Origin of the sequence: Bacillus sp. SG20033, assembly GCF_044570195.1 — a bacterium.
Lineage (GTDB): Bacteria > Bacillota > Bacilli > Bacillales > Bacillaceae > Bacillus > Bacillus subtilis.
In genome coordinates, this window is sequence record NZ_CP172606.1 from 317,552 (window position 1) to 335,842 (window position 18,291).

At 43.6% G+C, this 18,291-nt stretch carries 15 protein-coding genes and 1 pseudogene; 12 read left to right on the forward strand and 4 right to left on the reverse strand.

Annotated elements, in window-relative coordinates:
* Window positions 1–53: 53 nt before the first annotated feature.
* The 3 genes from ACFVP7_RS01740 to niaP all read left to right on the forward strand — a co-directional run bounded on the left by ACFVP7_RS01740 (window position 54) and on the right by niaP (window position 4,098).
* Window positions 54–1,667: a YceG family protein gene (locus ACFVP7_RS01740; RefSeq protein ID WP_338732166.1), complete on the forward strand. Its 1,614-nt coding sequence runs from the start codon at window positions 54–56 to the stop codon at window positions 1,665–1,667.
* 15 nt (window positions 1,668–1,682) lie between these two features.
* Entirely contained in the window at window positions 1,683–2,774 is a 1,092-nt protein-coding gene (locus ACFVP7_RS01745; protein WP_251233405.1) for a toxic anion resistance protein, read from the forward strand.
* A gap of 121 nt (window positions 2,775–2,895) precedes the next feature.
* Window positions 2,896–4,098: a niacin permease NiaP gene (gene niaP, locus ACFVP7_RS01750; protein WP_015252880.1), complete on the forward strand. Its 1,203-nt coding sequence runs from the start codon at window positions 2,896–2,898 to the stop codon at window positions 4,096–4,098.
* A 228-nt stretch (window positions 4,099–4,326) separates the two neighbouring features.
* On the opposite strand, the gene ACFVP7_RS01755 is transcribed toward niaP, so the two are convergent.
* Entirely contained in the window at window positions 4,327–5,499 is a 1,173-nt protein-coding gene (locus ACFVP7_RS01755) for an MFS transporter (protein WP_338732171.1), read from the reverse strand.
* Between the two features lie 68 nt (window positions 5,500–5,567).
* A complete protein-coding gene (locus ACFVP7_RS01760) occupies window positions 5,568–5,870 on the reverse strand; it encodes a helix-turn-helix transcriptional regulator (protein WP_010886398.1) in 303 nt (100 codons plus the stop codon).
* A 289-nt stretch (window positions 5,871–6,159) separates the two neighbouring features.
* On the opposite strand from ACFVP7_RS01760, the gene opuAA reads away from it, so the two are divergent.
* Genes opuAA through opuAC form a run of 3 tightly spaced genes read left to right on the forward strand, consistent with a single transcriptional unit; the run spans window position 6,160 to window position 9,147 of the window.
* Entirely contained in the window at window positions 6,160–7,416 is a 1,257-nt protein-coding gene (opuAA, locus tag ACFVP7_RS01765; protein WP_003246301.1) for a glycine/proline betaine ABC transporter ATP-binding protein OpuAA, read from the forward strand.
* A gap of 1 nt (window position 7,417) precedes the next feature.
* Window positions 7,418–8,266, forward strand: coding sequence for a glycine/proline betaine ABC transporter permease subunit OpuAB (gene opuAB, locus ACFVP7_RS01770; RefSeq protein WP_003234703.1), 849 nt, complete (start codon window positions 7,418–7,420; stop codon window positions 8,264–8,266).
* The gene (opuAC, locus tag ACFVP7_RS01775; protein ID WP_003246462.1) at window positions 8,266–9,147 is read left to right on the forward strand and encodes a glycine/proline betaine ABC transporter substrate-binding protein OpuAC; all 882 of its coding nucleotides are present in this window, start codon (window positions 8,266–8,268) and stop codon (window positions 9,145–9,147) included. Before opuAB ends, opuAC begins: the two co-directional genes overlap by 1 nt.
* A 37-nt stretch (window positions 9,148–9,184) precedes the next feature.
* Here the strand turns inward: opuAC and ACFVP7_RS01780 are convergent, their stop codons facing one another.
* Window positions 9,185–10,336, reverse strand: coding sequence for a M20 peptidase aminoacylase family protein (locus ACFVP7_RS01780; protein WP_338732177.1), 1,152 nt, complete (start codon window positions 10,334–10,336; stop codon window positions 9,185–9,187).
* Between the two features lie 149 nt (window positions 10,337–10,485).
* On the opposite strand from ACFVP7_RS01780, the gene ACFVP7_RS01785 reads away from it, so the two are divergent.
* From ACFVP7_RS01785 to ACFVP7_RS01800, 4 genes are all read left to right on the forward strand, one after another.
* A complete protein-coding gene (locus ACFVP7_RS01785) occupies window positions 10,486–11,919 on the forward strand; it encodes a YfcC family protein (protein WP_338732179.1) in 1,434 nt (477 codons plus the stop codon).
* A 115-nt stretch (window positions 11,920–12,034) separates the two neighbouring features.
* Window positions 12,035–12,526, forward strand: coding sequence for a DUF6773 family protein (locus tag ACFVP7_RS01790; RefSeq protein WP_014475727.1), 492 nt, complete (start codon window positions 12,035–12,037; stop codon window positions 12,524–12,526).
* 7 nt (window positions 12,527–12,533) lie between these two features.
* Complete coding sequence (locus tag ACFVP7_RS01795; protein WP_080262600.1) at window positions 12,534–12,752, forward strand: VanZ family protein; 219 nt, start codon at window positions 12,534–12,536, stop codon at window positions 12,750–12,752.
* Between the two features lie 1,374 nt (window positions 12,753–14,126).
* Window positions 14,127–14,588 carry a hypothetical protein gene (locus tag ACFVP7_RS01800; RefSeq protein WP_014475729.1) on the forward strand — a complete coding sequence of 154 codons (462 nt, stop codon included), beginning with the start codon at window positions 14,127–14,129 and terminating at the stop codon, window positions 14,586–14,588.
* 100 nt (window positions 14,589–14,688) lie between these two features.
* Here ACFVP7_RS01800 and ACFVP7_RS01805 read toward each other — a convergent pair whose 3' ends face one another.
* Complete coding sequence (locus ACFVP7_RS01805) at window positions 14,689–15,225, reverse strand: hypothetical protein (protein WP_024572031.1); 537 nt, start codon at window positions 15,223–15,225, stop codon at window positions 14,689–14,691.
* A gap of 772 nt (window positions 15,226–15,997) precedes the next feature.
* Here ACFVP7_RS01805 and ACFVP7_RS01810 point away from each other — a divergent pair.
* A pseudogene (locus ACFVP7_RS01810) lies at window positions 15,998–16,078 on the forward strand (hypothetical protein); the annotation flags it as partial.
* A 148-nt stretch (window positions 16,079–16,226) separates the two neighbouring features.
* Entirely contained in the window at window positions 16,227–18,206 is a 1,980-nt protein-coding gene (amyE, locus tag ACFVP7_RS01815) for an alpha-amylase (protein ID WP_163117747.1), read from the forward strand.
* Window positions 18,207–18,291: the final 85 nt, after the last annotated feature.

Sequence of the window (18,291 nt, forward strand, 5' to 3'; positions counted from 1 at the left end):
TCCTTTTTTGTTACCGAAATATCGTTCAATGACAAACCGGAAAGGAGGATATGATGAGACAAGAAGAACTAACCATTCATAAAGCACTTCCGGCTGATGGCGATTGGAAAAGCCTGCTGTTTCAGCCATTGCCGGAGCGGGATCACTATGAAACTGCACAAGGCCTTTCTTTTTCTCGTCTTGCCGGTCAGATATTGGGCACGCCTATTGATGAGACGGACTACTATAACGAGTTGTATGAGCTTTCTGTAAACGACCGCATAACGATTTTGAGTGAAACGCTCGATAAAACAATCGAACCGGAAACATTTCAAAAGCTTCAGCATATTCATTCCATCAATCAGAAAGAAAAAGGGCTGTCAGTCAGCCGCTTTGTTGCCTTTCTGGACGGGGAAAAGCTGATTGCGAAGCACTCAAATCCCCTGATGCACCGCCATTTAAGAAAAGCGCTGATGACGCTTTTACATACCTTTGCGGACAGTCATGAAAAGGGGCTGAATCATCCTGATTTTCGCAGAGTGCTGCTTGATGTCTCGAAGTTTTCCTTAAACCATCTGAATCCTTGGCTGGAAAAAACCGATATAGAGCGGGAGATGCCGAAGATTGTTTGGTATGGAGATGCGACGAAAAGCCAGCTCTATTTCTTATATTATCTGATGCTAGTCGGCTGTGATGTACTGCTGTTCCATCCGGCGGGAATCGATCAGCTGGCGCTTGTCGACCCGAAGCAGGAGCTCAGTTTTACGGAAAAGCTCCCGGATGTTTCGGAGCTTCAGCCGTTTCCGAAAGAAAAACCAGACCGGAAATCAACAGTGGCTTACCGCTCAACAAAGGAAATTGAACATGTGCTGAATCACGAGGAATCCATGCTGTATAAGCCGTGGCAGTTCAGAGATCACACACCGGTGTCCGTTACGCTGAAAACGACCTATGATGAATTGTTTTTAATCACGAAAGAACGCGCCTTTATTCGGCCGAATTTCAAAGCTGATAAACATTCCATTGAGATTCCGAATGTATTCGCCAAAATTATGGGCGTGTCGAAAGACAATAAGGAATATTGGAACAGGCTTCATACTCTAGCGGATTATCAGGAAACAGAAATGGTCAGAAGCTTTCCATTTACAGAAGAAATAAAGTCGAACTATCAATTTCACTACAGCCACGCACTTGATCAAGAAGGGAACATTGATTCGGACAAGCTGATGGCAAGCAATGTGTGGCAGTACAAACAGCTGCCGGCGGGCGTTCAGACTGCCATTGCCAAAACGATTTCGAGAATGTGCAGGCACCCGCGGCTTAAAGCTTTGCATCAGGAACAAGTCAAGGATGTTCAAATCTATTTGTTTAAACAAACAACAAACCTGCCTGCTAATCTGCTGAAATTGATTCAAATGTTCGACTATGCGCAAACCGTTCCGAAACTCGTTTTATATCATACGGAAATGAGCGGCGGACTCGCGCGTTCGGATGCTGCTGCCCTGCTGTTCCTGAATGAAATCGGAATCGATATCATCATTTATAATCCGCCCGGACACCAGGATATTGAGCAGTTTATTGAAGAGGATCAGTATGATATCCACTGGCTGGATGACATGGTGTTTCAGCAGGACTACAAAGAGCCTTCGCTTGTGAAAAGGCTCTTCAGAACCATTACCCAAAAATAAGGAGAGAAGAAAAGCATGACAACAGAAAATCAAAATCCGCTTGTTCTCGATAAAAATGAAGAGATTTCCCAGCAAAAAGCTGACGATATCCGTCTTCAGCTCCGTCAGGAACCAGAAGTGAAGCAGCTTGCTCAACAAATTGACGTCAAAAACCAAATGGAGCTGCTTGAGTACGGCAAGGAGCCGGCCGTTGAAATATCCAAGTTCTCTGACCGCATCTTAGGGATGATGAAAACAACAAGCGTGACAGACTCCGGCACAATGCTGACTCAGCTTGGGAAAATCATGGACCGCTTCGACAAAAATGATTTTGATGAGCCAAAGGGATTAATGGCGAAAATTTTTAAACGCGGCGGCAGCATGATTGAAAAAATCTTTAAAAAGTATCAGACACTTGGCGGAGAGATTGAAAAAATCCACGTTGAGATTTCAAAATACAAAGATGAGATGACGAAGACGAACTACACGCTCGATGAAATGTATGAAAACAATATCAAATACTATATGGAGCTTGAAAAATACGTCGTTGCTGGGCAGATGAAACTGGAAGAGATGCAGTCGATCCTTCCTTCATATGAGGAAAAAGCGGCAAGCGGGAACCAGCTGGCGCAAATGCAGCTCGATACGTTGCGCAACGGCATTCAGGCGCTTGAGGAACGGGTGTATGATCTGGACATGGCACGGATGGTGGCGCTTCAAACCGCACCTCAAATCCGTCTCCTGCAGCGAGGAAATGCAAAGCTAATCGGGAAAATCAACTCCGCGTTTATCATTACCATTCCGATTTTCAAAAACGGCATTATTCAGGCTGTTACGGTAAAGCGGCAAAAGCTTGTGGCTGATTCCATGAGCGAGCTTGACCGCCGGACAAACGAGATGCTGAAACGAAATGCTGAAAACATCTCGAGCCAAAGTGTTGAAATTGCCAGAATGGCCGGCAGACCGAGCATAGATATTGAAACGATCGAATCGTCTTGGAACACGATTGTCAGCGGCATGCAGGAAACAAAACAAATCGAGGAAGAAAACAAACGCCTCCGCGAAGACGGCGCGAGACGAATTGCACAGCTTCAGGATAATATTAAAAAAGCAGCATTGCAGCAATAATAAAAACCCCGCTTGTGGAACATAAGCGGGGTTTTTCAATTACATCATTTAGTTAATGACAATGTGTAAAGACAGGTGTAAACTTAAACGGTAATCATTTTGCATATCAGAGGTGTTGGCAATGGGAAAACAACAGCCTATATCCCAGCGTAAACTGCTGGGCGTCGCCGGTTTGGGGTGGCTGTTTGATGCAATGGATGTCGGAATATTATCGTTTATTATCGCCGCGCTCCATGTAGAGTGGAATCTGTCGCCCGAAGAAATGAAATGGATCGGAAGCGTCAATTCCATCGGCATGGCTGCGGGTGCGTTTTTGTTTGGTTTGCTTGCTGATCGAATCGGCCGCAAAAAAGTGTTCATCATCACCCTTTTATGCTTTTCCATCGGAAGCGGCATTTCCGCTTTTGTGACGAGCTTATCGGCATTTCTAATCCTTCGTTTCGTGATTGGTATGGGACTTGGCGGCGAGCTTCCAGTCGCTTCAACACTCGTTTCGGAAGCGGTTGTGCCTGAAAAGCGGGGCAGAGTGATTGTGCTTTTGGAAAGCTTTTGGGCCGTGGGCTGGCTCGCAGCGGCCTTGATTTCTTACTTTGTGATACCAAGCTTTGGCTGGCAGGCTGCCCTGCTGTTAACTGCGCTGACTGCTTTTTATGCGCTGTACCTGCGGACGAGTTTGCCTGATTCGCCGAAATATGAATCGCTTTCTGCCAAAAAGAGGTCGGTGTGGGAGAATGTAAAAAGCGTCTGGGCAAGACAGTATATACGGCCGACGGTGATGCTGTCGATCGTTTGGTTCTGTGTGGTGTTTTCTTATTACGGCATGTTCCTATGGCTCCCGAGTGTCATGCTGCTGAAAGGCTTCAGCATGATTCAAAGCTTTGAATATGTCCTGCTGATGACGCTTGCACAGCTACCGGGCTATTTCTCTGCCGCATGGCTGATTGAAAAAGCGGGCCGGAAGTGGATACTCGTCATTTACTTGATTGGTACAGCAGGAAGCGCCTATTTCTTCGGAACGGCGGATTCCTTAAGTCTTCTGCTTACGGCTGGAATGCTGTTATCGTTTTTCAATCTCGGTGCATGGGGAGTGCTGTATGCTTATACCCCGGAGCAATACCCGACTGCGATTCGAGCAACAGGTTCAGGAACGACAGCAGCGTTTGGAAGAATCGGCGGCATCTTCGGGCCTTTGCTCGTCGGAACGCTGGCAGCCCGTCATATTTCGTTTTCGGTCATCTTTTCAATCTTTTGCATTGCAATCTTACTCGCGGTTGCTTGTATTTTGATTATGGGAAAAGAAACGAAACAAACTGAGCTAGAATAGGAAAAGCACCTCTTAAAAGAGGTGCTTTCAGCGTGTCGACAAACCCTCGCATTCGTTGTCAGGACTGCGCTTCGGTGCTCAATGCGAAGTGGATCAACGGCTAAATTCTCAGGCGTCCTGCCTAAACGCCGTCGTCATCACATCCTGTGAATGTCCGCTCCTATGCTCGTCCTTCCTAGACTTCAAGGGTTTTCAATCTGAGGCACCTCTTGAATGAGGTGCTTTTTTTTACATTTGCGCCCGGGCTGCGGATTGGCGTTTCCCGGTTTTACTAATTGTCTGGTAGAGCGTCATAGAAAGTATGAACAGAATGGCAGTAAATCCTGTGACAGCTCCGAAATGCTGTGTGCTTTGATATAAAAAACCTGCAATACTTGTACCGACAGTGGTTCCGGCATACATAGCGGCATTGGAAAGGGAAGCGATGGTTCCTCGCGCATTTACTGCAATGGATTGAAAGACACCCATCATTAACGGAAAGATGATGCCAGCTGTAAAAAACGTGAGAAAAAAGCTGGCTTCTACTAAAAACAAGTTTGGAAAGAACGGAAGAGCGAAATAGAGAGCGCCCATTAGCAGCATCCCGCTGATCAGTGTTTTAAACATGCCCAGCTTTTCTGAAACCCGGCTGCCGATAAGGCTCCCGAGCATATTTCCCAGTCCGAGTACAAGCATAGCTGCGCCAATTTGTGACACGGTTAAATGATAATCCGCGGAAAGCCAAGTACCCAGAAAGCTGAACGATGCGAAGTTTCCGGTTTGAAACAGAAAATAGGCAAGCAGAATAACCGATGTTTTCGGCAATGAAAAAAGCTCCCGATAGGGGTTGACAATTGATGGTCGCGCCAATGGTTCAGAAGGCCGGATATCAGGCATGACCGCCGCCAGGATCAATAGTAGAATAAGCGAGCATGTTGACAAAACGAAAAATGGCGTATGCCATGTAAAGGAAGCGAGAAACCCTCCAATAGGAAGTCCGAGCATTTGTGAAGCGGCCAAACCTGCTGTCGCAATCCCCATGCCTTTTATGATCTGAGAAGGCCGGACAATGACTGGGATGGACGCCCAAATTTGAGGCGTCACAAACGCAGCGCTAACGCCTGCGGCAAAACGGAATAGGCACATGGCGGCAAAAGAGGGAGCGATGCCGCATAAAAACGTGGATACGATAAAGCCTGCAAGTCCCCACAGCATGACTGTTTTCCTGTTCAGCCGGTCTGAGATTGGGCCTGCAATGAAAGCGAAGAGCGCATAACCGAGTGCATAAGCACTGACCATCCAGCCTGACAAATCAGTAGAGACATGAAACTGATTCTGTAAAAGGGGGAGAAGCGGCGAAAGCAAAAAGGTATCCGTGCCAATGACAAACATGACACTGAAGAAAAGCCAAATGCGATTCAAATTTTATCACTCCTATTGTTTTATAACTTTGAAACTATGAAACAGATATGTATAGAGAAAACCCTTTGTTAGAGGGTTTCCAAAAAGCCAGGCAGGTATGTTTGAAATGTGTCTTCACGCAGACTGACGTATTTTGTCCGCGAATCTTTCCGGGTTGCCGTCAATCCCGCTTCACGCAGCGTTTTAAAATGATAAGATGCCGTGGTTTTGACAATATTGCACTTTTCACCTACTTCACCGCAGCTGAGTTCTTTTCCGCTGACATAAAGCGTACGAATAATGGCAAGCCTTGATTCATCAGACAGTGCTTTAAAAATTTGCGCTCTGATTTGATCATCTGATTGTTTCATAGTCATGAAACTATAATACATAATGGGTGTTGGAAAAGCAACTTATTTTTCCAGTAAAGGAGCAGGAAGTCATAAGAGGAAGGAGGAATTCAATTCCAATAAAAGCGTTTTCAACTAAAGATAGGAGAAAAATCACCCGTAAAATACAATCATATAGGAGGATTACAGAGCATTTAGAAGCATAAATAAGATCATGTGGTCACATGGATGTTTATAAAGAAATGGTACAGAATAAAAGAGAATATGCTGTTTGTGTGGGAAGTTACATAAATGTTACGGTAATAAAGATTGCTTAATATGGAGGGAAAATATGAGTGTAGATGAGAAACCAATTAAGATAAAAGTCGAGAAAGTCTCTAAGATTTTTGGGAAACAAACAAAGAAGGCAGTTCAAATGCTTGCCAACGGAAAGACAAAAAAAGAGATCCTGAAAGCAACCGGATCAACCGTTGGTGTTAATCAGGCAGATTTTGAAGTATATGATGGTGAGATATTTGTCATCATGGGTCTATCAGGGAGCGGTAAATCAACTTTAGTACGGATGTTAAACCGGCTTATTGAACCGACTGCCGGAAATATTTACATTGATGGTGACATGATAACAAATATGTCTAAAGACCAGCTCCGGGAAGTCCGCCGGAAGAAAATCAGCATGGTCTTCCAAAAGTTCGCTCTGTTCCCGCACAGAACGATACTTGAAAACACAGAATACGGACTGGAACTTCAAGGTGTAGACAAACAAGAGCGGCAGCAAAAAGCGCTTGAGTCTCTTAAGCTCGTTGGACTGGAAGGATTTGAACACCAATATCCAGACCAGCTTTCCGGCGGGATGCAGCAGCGTGTCGGCCTTGCCCGCGCGTTGACAAATGATCCGGACATCCTTCTGATGGACGAAGCGTTCAGTGCGCTCGATCCACTGATTCGTAAAGATATGCAGGATGAGCTTCTTGATCTTCACGATAATGTCGGAAAAACAATTATCTTTATTACGCATGACTTGGACGAAGCGTTGCGGATCGGCGACAGAATTGTCCTAATGAAGGACGGCAACATCGTTCAAATCGGCACGCCTGAAGAAATCCTGATGAATCCATCTAACGAATATGTTGAGAAATTCGTCGAAGATGTTGATTTGTCTAAAGTCCTCACAGCAGGCCACATTATGAAACGCGCTGAAACAGTGCGGATTGATAAAGGGCCTCGCGTAGCATTGACACTGATGAAAAACCTTGGAATTTCTTCAATTTATGCAGTGGATAAACAAAAGAAATTATTAGGTGTTATCTATGCGTCTGATGCGAAAAAAGCGGCTGAGTCTGATTTGTCACTTCAAGACATCTTGAATACAGAATTTACGACTGTACCAGAGAATACGTATCTGACTGAGATTTTTGACGTTGTGTCCGATGCGAATATTCCAATTGCGGTTGTGGATGAGAAGCAAAGAATGAAAGGAATTGTCGTAAGAGGCGCGCTGATTGGCGCACTTGCCGGCAATAACGAGTATATCAATGCTGAAGGCACTAACGAACAAACACAAGATCCTTCTGCACAGGAGGTGAAATAAGATGGATAGACTGCCTAGAATACCTTTAGCAGATATTATTGACCGTTTTGTTGACTGGATTACGATGACGTTTGGCGGTTTCTTCGACGGAATCGCTAACGGATTGGCCGCTTTTGTAAATGGAATTGTCACCGGTCTTGGATTTATTCCATCTATTTTGTTAACGATTATTTTCGCCGCACTTGCGTGGTGGATCAGTACAAGGGGAATTGCGTTATTTACGTTGATTGGATTCCTCCTGATCGATTATTTAGGATATTGGGACCCAATGCTGCAAACATTGGCGCTTGTGTTGACATCTGTGATTATTTCGATTGTGGTCGGGGTTCCGATCGGAATTTGGGCGTCTCAGAAAGAAACGGTTCGCCGTATTGTAACGCCAATTCTTGATTTAATGCAGACAATGCCTGCTTTCGTATATCTATTGCCGGCGATTTTCTTCTTTAACATCGGTGTTGTGCCGGGTGTTGTTGCATCTGTTATCTTCGCGATGCCGCCGACAATCCGCATGACTGTTCTCGGTATTAAACAAGTGCCGGCGGATTTGATTGAAGCGACTGAGGCATTCGGTTCTACAACAGCTCAGCGTTTGTTTAAAGTTCAGCTTCCGCTTGCGACAAAAACGATTTTGGCCGGAATTAACCAGAGCATCATGCTTGCGTTATCAATGGTTGTTATCGCCGCAATGGTCGGTGCACCGGGACTTGGTTCTGAAGTATACAGTGCCGTTACACAGCTGAAAACCGGGGTCGGAGTAGAGGCCGGTATCGCCATCGTTATCGTTGCCATTACCCTGGACCGTATTACTCAAAATATTAAAGTGAAGAAGAAAAGCAGGGGGAATGCCTGATGCTTAAAAAAATCATCGGCATCGGCGTTTCCGCCATGCTGGCGCTCTCACTTGCGGCTTGCGGTTCAGAAAACGATGAAAATGCATCCGCAGCAGAACAAGTGAATAAGACCATCATCGGGATTGACCCCGGTTCAGGGATTATGTCCCTGACTGACAAAGCGATGAAGGATTATGACCTGAATGACTGGACATTGATTTCAGCGTCAAGTGCTGCGATGACCGCTACGCTTAAAAAGTCATACGACCGTAAGAAACCGATTATCATTACAGGATGGACACCGCACTGGATGTTCTCCAGATATAAGCTGAAATATCTCGATGATCCGAAACAATCTTATGGCAGCGCAGAGGAAATCCATACGATCACACGCAAAGGCTTCAGCAAAGAGCAGCCGAATGCCGCAAAGCTTCTGAGCCAGTTTAAATGGACGCAGGACGAAATGGGCGAAATCATGATCAAGGTGGAAGAAGGCGAGAAACCTGCCAAAGTTGCTGCTGAGTACGTCAATAAACACAAGGATCAGATTGCCGAATGGACAAAAGGCGTTCAAAAGGTGAAGGGAGACAAAATCAACCTTGCCTATGTGGCGTGGGACAGTGAGATTGCAAGTACAAACGTCATAGGCAAAGTCTTAGAAGACTTGGGCTATGAGGTAACACTTACTCAGGTAGAGGCTGGGCCGATGTGGACTGCAATTGCGACGGGAAGTGCGGATGCATCCCTTTCCGCATGGCTGCCGAATACCCATAAAGCATACGCCGCTAAATATAAAGGCAAATATGATGATATTGGCACCAGTATGACTGGTGTGAAGATGGGGCTTGTTGTTCCTCAATATATGAAAAATGTCAACTCAATTGAAGATTTGAAGAAGTAATCAAAAAAGCAGCCTGTGTCAGGCTGCTTTTTTTGCGTTATTTTACGTAAGCGGCAGCGGGTGAATCAGCCTTTTGAAAAGTTTTTAATACGGCATTCGCTAAAATGTGAATGCCGTTGAACATCGCATTTCTGTCAAAGGTCATGTGCGGATGATGGAGCCCCGGCTGGAGCCCGCAGCCTAGTCCGAGCATCGTTGTTTTCAGATTCGGCACCTTCACGGCGTAAAAATGGAAATCCTCGCCGCCGGTGGTGACAAGCGGGTCATCAAGCCGCTCAGCCCCGATGATTTCCGTAATGGCTTCTGCCATGATCGCTTCAGCTTCTTTATTTTGTGTTGCCGCAGGAAGGCTGTGTTCTTTGTGCAGCTCGATCTTTGCGCCAAATGCAGCGGCGGCCGCTTCACAGGCTCTTTCTGTTTCGGCGATTAACGCCTCCATGGCTTCATTGGTCTGTGCGCGCAAATCAAGGCTGAACGATGCTTTTCCTGGAATGATGTTAGAGCTTTCACCGCCGGCTTGAAGTTTTGTCATTTTGACGGTATGCGGGATTTGCGGGTCAATATGAATGAGTCCGAGCTTATGTACAAGAAATGCCGCAATTTCAATGCTGTTTTTCCCGAGGTGCGGACGGGCGCCATGAGCCTCTTCCCCGATGATCGTTCCCTCAATGTGCTGGCTTGATCCGTGCAGAATAGACGGAGCGCAGCGGCCGTTCTGTGTTTCCTGAATCGGACGGACGTGAACGCCATACAAATAGTCGATATCATCAAGCACGCCTTCTTCTATCATTTTCAAGGCGCCGCCGCCTTTTTCTTCTGCCGGCTGAAAGATAAAACGGATTGTGCCCTTCGGAAGCTCAGGTTGTTTTTTGAGCAGCATTAACGTGCCCAATGCCATTGTCATATGTGAATCGTGTCCGCAGGAATGGTTGGCGCGAAATGTGCCGTTAACCTCCTGCCACAGCGCGTCAATATCAGCGCGTACCGCTACAACAGGTGAGCCTGAGCCAATTTCGCCGACAACCCCGGTGCAGTCTGAAAACGTGCGCGTCCGGCACCCTAAATCCTCAAGCTTTTGTTTCAAAAATGAAGTTGTCTCATATTCCTTCCAGCTGACTTCAGGGTTCGCGTGCAGATGCTCGAAGATGTCCATAACGGTTTGTTTCATGTCTTCTGAAAGCTTTTGCATGGTAAGAAATACCTCCTTCTATCAGAATGAATTTTTACCTTCTTTACTTTATTTATATTGAAACAGGAAGATAGGCTGTATATAATATAGCACATATTGCTACTATTCAGAATAATTAATATTTTCAAACAGAGGGGATGGATCGAAATATGAGTATGCCAGCAGCCGAAACACAGCCTAAGAAAAAACGAATGACATTTAAAATGCCTGACGCCTATGTCCTCTTATTTATGATTGCTTTCATTTGCGCAATCGCTTCATATATTGTGCCGGCAGGTGAATTTGACCGCGTGACAAAGGGGGATGTCACGACCGCTGTTCCGGGAAGCTATCATTCAATTGAACAGTCTCCGGTCAGCTTGATCAGCTTTTTTACTTCTCTACAGGATGGAATGGTTGGATCAGCACCCATCATCTTTCTGATCTTATTCACAGGCGGCACCATTGCTATTCTAGAAAAAACGGGTGCCATCAATGGCCTGATTTACAATGTCATCAGCAAATTCCGCACAAAGCAATTATTATTTATTTGTATTGTCGGCGCATTGTTCTCCATTCTCGGAACAACCGGGATTGTCGTGAATTCAGTTATCGGTTTTATCCCCATCGGCCTCATTGTGGCACGATCCTTAAAATGGGACGCAGTCGCGGGAGCCGCTGTTATTTACATCGGCTGCTACGCTGGATTTAACTCCACCATATTATCACCGTCACCGCTCGGTTTATCACAATCAATCGCGGAGCTCCCTCTTTTTTCTGGAATCGGCCTGCGAGTTGTGATATACATATGCTTTTTGCTGTCTTCTATTATTTATATCTATTTGTATACGAGAAAATTAAAAAAATCAAAAGATGCCAGTGTGTTAGGAACAGATTGGTTCCCTGCGGCAGGAATGGGCGAAGCCGGTAAAGAAGAAGATCAGTCAGTGCCGTTTACAGTTCGCCATAAGCTGATTTTGGCTGTGGCGGGACTCTCACTTGTCGGATTTTTATACGGCGCTTTGAAGCTTGGCTGGTCAGATTCCCAAATGGCTGCGACATTTATTTTTATTTCTGTCCTAGCCGGTTTAATAGGCGGGCTTGCGGCGAACGATATTGCCAAAACCTTCATTACGGGCTGCCAAAGTCTTGTATACGGGGCGCTGATTGTCGGGATGGCACGAAGCATTTCCGTTATCCTTGAAAATGGAAAGCTTCTCGATACTGTCGTCAATGCTTTGGCTTCACTTTTGGACGGATTCAGCCCGATTGCTGGGGCAATCGGCATGTATATCGCCAGTGCGCTGCTTCATTTTCTCATCTCTTCAGGTTCTGGCGAAGCCGTTGTATTTATTCCAATCCTGGCGCCGCTCGCTGATTTGATGGGAATCACGAGACAGGTTGCGGTTGAAGCGGTTATGCTTGGAGAAGGGGTCGTCAACTGTGTGAACCCGACATCCGGCGTTCTCATGGCGGTGCTTGCCGCCAGCGGTATTCCGTATGTCAAGTGGCTGCGGTTTATGGTGCCGCTTGCTCTGATTTGGTTCTTGATCGGGCTTGTCTTTATCGTGGTCGGTGTCATGATCAATTGGGGGCCGTTTTAACGATTGCTGCCCGCCGGCTTGTACGGCGGGCTTTTGAGTTATTCATTGCAGAAGCGCAGGCTGTTATTGTAACATGTAAGCCATAAGCCATTCGTAAAAGTGCGGGAGGAAGGTCATGAATAATCTGCGTAATAGACTTTCAGGCGTGAATGGGAAAAATAAGAGAGTAAAAGAAAAAGAACAAAAAATCTGGTCGGAGATTGGGATGATAGCGGGAGCATTTGCGCTGCTTGATGTGATCATCCGCGGCATTATGTTTGAATTTCCGTTTAAAGAATGGGCTGCAAGCCTTGTGTTTTTGTTCATCATTATCTTATATTACTGCATCAGGGCTGCGGCATCCGGAATGCTCATGCCGAGAATAGACACCAAAGAAGAACTGCAAAAACGGGTGAAGCAGCAGCGAATAGAATCAATTGCGGTCGCCTTTGCGGTAGTGGTGCTTACGATGTACGACAGGGGGATTCCCCATACATTCTTCGCTTGGCTGAAAATGATTCTTCTTTTTATCGTCTGCGGCGGCGTTCTGTTTCTGCTTCGGTATGTGATTGTGAAGCTGGCTTACAGAAGAGCGGTAAAAGAAGAAATAAAAAAGAAATCATCTTGAAAAATAGATGGTTTCTTTTTTTGTTTGGAAACAGTTTACTATATCATCAGCGATTGGACTCACATACAGAAGCTTTGATGTAGATGATCTTATATTAAATACACTAGGCTCTACTATTGGATACTTATTTTATAAACTCGTTTATCCAATGGTTAGACAGGAGCTATTTGAAGTGGACAGCACTAGCAAGACGTCTACGAAACAAAAAGTACGCAAACATATATAAGAGCCAATTATGGCTGTAAATCAATGAGAACCAGGAAGCCACTGGTTCTTTTTTATGACCTAATATTTATGTCTCACCAATTCCAGATTCCAGACATCGATCTTTTCCTTCAGCTGCACCTGGTTCAATCCTGGACCTTTAGTACAAGAAAGTTTTGCCAAGATAAAACACGCCCGGATCTTTCCGGACATATTTTATTTTGGCAACTCTTCAATTAGCTTATGAAGTTTTTTATAAAGATGATAGTAATCCTTAAAGAATTGCTCTATGTGGCCCGTATCTTTTATTTCTATGAGACCGGACATGGTGATTTTGTCCGTGTTTCATAAAAGCACAAAAGGATCGCTAATTTTTGTAAACAGGCAGCTGCCACAAATAAATTGGTCTTAACAATCCGTAAAGGGCTGGAGAACACCCCTTTACGGATATTAACCTTGTGTGCTTTTTGGCTGTTATAAGAAGGTAACACTGATTCACAGGAATCCAGGAATGATTATCAATTCCTCACATAGAAAATAAATATCTTTGAAAATCTCTTGCAGCAAAAACTTGGATATATTCCTGATAGTCTATATGATTCTTTTCTTAAAAAGTACCTGGATAAGATTAAGAACGGTAAAAAGACCAATGAAAAAATGAAGATATACTCCAAGTAACATACCTGGTTTACATATCTCAACGCTATGTGTATCATTAAATACAATCAATCTTTGTGCTTGAGGATTGGTTTCTACCGGCCTCGGAATTAGACCCTCCGGGGTTATTTTTTGTTAGGTGACATATAAATTTCTATTTGATAACATCATAAATAGCTCAAGGTGCTACAGTTTGGCGCCGTATTATAGTTTTGCTAACTCATATAAAGGACGGGCGGATAACGTGGAATATAAAACGGTGACTGTAAAGAAACAACGGTTTGGCGCAAGTCGAATAGTATGTTTGATAATCGGTATCTTACTCGTTTTTGTTGGTTTCCTCTTAAGCCTAACGATAATCGGAATAATTGCGGGTGGTATGCTAATCATCTTCAGTTTACCGTTTTTTGCAGTCGCGAAAGGCGGCGCAAAGTACACGTGCCCTAACTGCGGTTATAAACACAACGGAGTAGCTTCGGGCAGCGTAAACGCAACTTGCAGACGATGTAAGCAAAACATCGCTGTAGATTGGATCGAACCTCCGGATAAAGTAGTATAAACGAAACCAGCCCCATCCTTAACCGGATGGGGCGTTTTTTTGAAAGCAATAGCTTGTTGATTTTATTTCTGGATATAAATGGATATATGATATAATTATATTGAGCTCTTTAAATAAGAATTCTTTTTAAAGTAGCCTGAGTATAATATCATGAAAACCAAAAACGTGGGGGAATTTGTTGTGGGAAAAGTAAATTTACAAGAATGGTTGGCGCAAAAAAAGGTTCAAGAATCCATCAAAGAGAAGATTAAGGAAATTGAGAGTTATGATATTCAAGTTTATCATGAGGATTTTTCGTCTGCGGAAGTTACTTCTGCTATTGCAAATAAAATCGAGAGTTATGATTCCACAATTTTAAGCACCGAAAAAGATGGGGACGATACTGTAATTGAGTTTAGTGTGGATATTGAATACGAACTTGAGATTTCTGCTGAAGAGTTAGATGCTGATTCAACTCCTTATGATAGTGAAACGAAAGATTACGCATGGGAGACGTACGAAACAAATACATATACTAGCACATTATCTTTACCTACAACAGTGTGTGCGACAATCACAGATAATGAAAACTATAGGATAACATATGTTCAAGTAAACAACGGGGAGTCAATAACAGACTACAAAAAGCCTTCTGATCTATAAAAACGACAGGGGAGAGAAAGTAGAAGGAAAACACGTTTTTTTCCTTTGATTGAAAAAGCCGGTATCGAACCGGCTCAAAACACAAAACCTAGTGAAACCTTTATTTACTTGTGATTCTCCCAAATATCATCATGTAAATTCCATATAAAAGTGTAAAGATTGAAAAACCACAAGTAATTGTTTTTGCATTTAAAAAATCTTTAAAAATAGCAGAGATAATAATTCCTAGCCAAAGAATTACAACATAATCACTTAATCCAATAGCCAATTTACTCACTGAATATTTTCTTGCTTGCAGTAGGAAAAACTTTTTCTGTATAGGTTCTATTTTTGTAAACAACTCAGAGTGTTTGTTGATTTCTTTGTTTTCAACCTTGCTTTCCCAATTCTCTTGCCAAAATTTTGAACCACGATTAACTAATGTCCAACATAAAGAACAAATAAATCCGAAATCAGCAATAATAATTGATAAGTAAAAATTTTTTCCGTATAAACTAGAAAAACCAACAAATGCTGAGGCTATAAACCCCCAAAAAAACAATGATCTCTTCCAAAACAACTCGATTTCAAAATTACGAATCTGTAAACTAACATCAAATTGTTTTGTGTCACTATTATTATTTTTTGAATTATTCACCGATTATCCTCCCATCTAATAAGTACTACTAATTTATATTCCAATTATTACTGTAACATTTGTGGGATTGTCAACTCAGACTTGTTGGAAAAACCCCATGGGTTGTTACCCTACAGGTCTTTTCGCAAAGGGATAAAGGGAATGGTGTTCCCTATCTAAATATGGTTTGAGAGAAAGGATTAGAGAGGCCATCGTCTAAAAAAAGCAAACTCAGCATATGAAATCGGATAACGCTCTGAACTGATTAATGTCATTAACTATGATTTTAATGAAGTGCTATAACCGGCTACACACTTAAAGATATAAAATTTCTGCTGTCTTCCCAAGATGGTACGCCAGCTCGCATGGTGGAATTTATGCTAAAGTCAGCGACATAAGTTTCATTCATTGAAAAAATTGAAGTCTGAACCTGGAGATTTTGTTTTTGTTGAACCTTTCTCGTCCAATGTTAAACATCTTTTTATGACTAAACGTAGGAAACTTGGATTTACCTTCATTCGTTTCTTTGAGAGAGTAACCTCTTCATTACAAAACCACTCCCTTACACTTGTTCAATAAAATTCCGCGAAAAATATAAATAGCTCACTAACACTGTTACAAAGTAAACCTGTTACATTGGAACAATCACAGGAACATTTATATATCAAGGGTTCAACCTCCCCCTACTGAAATTTACAATGTCGCTGTGATGTCGCGGCCTCACCAGATTTTCGACTGCTAGCCTCTTCCCCTTCAGCTGTCCAACTACTCGTACAGCTGTACCTGCCACCCTAAGCGAGGGAAGCGTTCACAGTTTCGGGCAGCTTTTTTTATAGGAACATTGATTTGTATTCACTCTGCCAAGTTGTTTTGATAGAGTGATTGTGATAATTTAAAATGTAAGCGTTGACAAAATTCTCCAGTCTTCACATCGGTTTGAAAGGAGGAAGCGGAAGAATGAAGTAAGAGGGATTTTTGACTCCGAAGTAAGTCTTCAAAAAATCAAATAAGGAGTGTCAAGAATGTTTGCAAAACGATTCAAAACCTCTTTACTGCCGTTATTCGCTGGATTTTTATTGCTGTTTCATTTGGTTCTGGCAGGACCGGCGGCTGCGAGTGCTGAAACGGCGAACAAATCGAATGAGCTGACAGCACCGTCGATCAAAAGCGGAACCATTCTTCATGCATGGAATTGGTCGTTCAATACGTTAAAACATAATATGAAGGATATTCATGATGCAGGATATACAGCCATTCAGACATCTCCGATTAACCAAGTAAAGGAAGGGAATCAAGGAGATAAAAGCATGTCGAACTGGTACTGGCTCTATCAGCCGACATCGTACCAAATTGGCAACCGTTACTTAGGTACTGAACAAGAATTTAAAGAAATGTGTGCAGCCGCTGAAGAATATGGCATAAAGGTCATTGTTGACGCGGTCATCAATCATACCACCAGTGATTATGCCGCGATTTCCAATGAGGTTAAGAGTATTCCAAACTGGACACATGGAAACACACAAATTAAAAACTGGTCTGATCGATGGGATGTCACGCAGAATTCATTGCTCGGGCTGTATGACTGGAATACACAAAATACACAAGTACAGTCCTATCTGAAACGGTTCTTAGAAAGGGCATTGAATGACGGGGCAGACGGTTTTCGATTTGATGCCGCCAAACATATAGAGCTTCCGGATGATGGGAGTTACGGCAGTCAATTTTGGCCGAATATCACAAATACATCTGCAGAGTTCCAATACGGAGAAATCCTGCAGGATAGTGCCTCCAGAGATGCTGCATATGCGAATTATATGGATGTGACAGCGTCTAACTATGGGCATTCCATAAGGTCCGCTTTAAAGAATCGTAATCTGGGCGTGTCGAATATCTCCCACTATGCATCTGATGTGTCTGCGGACAAGCTAGTGACATGGGTAGAGTCGCATGATACGTATGCCAATGATGATGAAGAGTCGACATGGATGAGCGATGATGATATCCGTTTAGGCTGGGCGGTGATAGCTTCTCGTTCAGGCAGTACGCCTCTTTTCTTTTCCAGACCTGAGGGAGGCGGAAATGGTGTGAGATTCCCGGGGAAAAGCCAAATAGGCGATCGCGGGAGTGCTTTATTTGAAGATCAGGCTATCACTGCGGTCAATAGATTTCACAATGTGATGGCTGGACAGCCTGAGGAACTCTCGAACCCGAATGGAAACAACCAGATATTTATGAATCAGCGCGGCTCACATGGCGTTGTGCTGGCAAATGCAGGTTCATCCTCTGTCTCTATCAATACGGCAACAAAATTGCCTGATGGCAGGTATGACAATAAAGCTGGGGCAGGTTCATTTCAAGTGAATGATGGTAAACTGACAGGCACGATCAATGCCAGGTCTGTGGCTGTGCTTTATCCTGATGATATTGCAAAAGCGCCTCATGTTTTCCTTGAGAATTACAAAACAGGTGTAACACATTCTTTCAATGATCAACTGACGATTACCTTGCGTGCAGATGCGAATACAACAAAAGCCGTTTATCAAATCAATAATGGACCAGAGACAGCGTTTAAGGATGGAGATCAATTCACAATCGGAAAAGGAGATCCATTTGGCAAAACATACACCATCATGTTAAAAGGAACGAACAGTGATGGTGTAACGAGGACCGAGGAATACAGCTTTGTTAAAAGAGATCCAGCTTCGGCCAAAACCATCGGCTATCAAAATCCGAATCATTGGAGCCAGGTAAATGCTTATATCTATAAACATGATGGGGGCGGGGCAATTGAATTGACCGGATCTTGGCCTGGAAAACCAATGACTAAAAATGCAGATGGAATTTACACGCTGACGCTGCCTGCGGACACGGATACAACCAACGCCAAAGTGATTTTTAATAATGGCAGCGCCCAAGTGCCCGGCCAGAATCAGCCTGGCTTTGATTACGTGCAAAATGGTTTATATAATGACTCGGGCTTAAGCGGTTCTCTTCCTTATTGAGGACAAGGCTAGACTGGACTTACCGAAAGAAACCATCATAGATGGTTTCTTTTTTGTTCATAAATCAGACAAAACTTTTCTCTTG

What these genes read in the sequence shown, in the direction of transcription:
- ACFVP7_RS01740 (WP_338732166.1), top strand. Translation starts at nt 54, where the DNA reads ATGAGACAAGAAGAACTAACCATTCATAAAGCACTTCCGGCTGATGGC.
- ACFVP7_RS01745 (WP_251233405.1), top strand. Translation starts at nt 1,683, where the DNA reads ATGACAACAGAAAATCAAAATCCGCTTGTTCTCGATAAAAATGAAGAG.
- niaP (WP_015252880.1), top strand. Translation starts at nt 2,896, where the DNA reads ATGGGAAAACAACAGCCTATATCCCAGCGTAAACTGCTGGGCGTCGCC.
- ACFVP7_RS01760 (WP_010886398.1), bottom strand. Translation starts at nt 5,870, where the DNA reads ATGTATTATAGTTTCATGACTATGAAACAATCAGATGATCAAATCAGA.
- opuAA (WP_003246301.1), top strand. Translation starts at nt 6,160, where the DNA reads ATGAGTGTAGATGAGAAACCAATTAAGATAAAAGTCGAGAAAGTCTCT.
- opuAB (WP_003234703.1), top strand. Translation starts at nt 7,418, where the DNA reads ATGGATAGACTGCCTAGAATACCTTTAGCAGATATTATTGACCGTTTT.
- opuAC (WP_003246462.1), top strand. Translation starts at nt 8,266, where the DNA reads ATGCTTAAAAAAATCATCGGCATCGGCGTTTCCGCCATGCTGGCGCTC.
- ACFVP7_RS01780 (WP_338732177.1), bottom strand. Translation starts at nt 10,336, where the DNA reads ATGCAAAAGCTTTCAGAAGACATGAAACAAACCGTTATGGACATCTTC.
- ACFVP7_RS01785 (WP_338732179.1), top strand. Translation starts at nt 10,486, where the DNA reads ATGAGTATGCCAGCAGCCGAAACACAGCCTAAGAAAAAACGAATGACA.
- ACFVP7_RS01790 (WP_014475727.1), top strand. Translation starts at nt 12,035, where the DNA reads ATGAATAATCTGCGTAATAGACTTTCAGGCGTGAATGGGAAAAATAAG.
- ACFVP7_RS01795 (WP_080262600.1), top strand. Translation starts at nt 12,534, where the DNA reads ATGGTTTCTTTTTTTGTTTGGAAACAGTTTACTATATCATCAGCGATT.
- amyE (WP_163117747.1), top strand. Translation starts at nt 16,227, where the DNA reads ATGTTTGCAAAACGATTCAAAACCTCTTTACTGCCGTTATTCGCTGGA.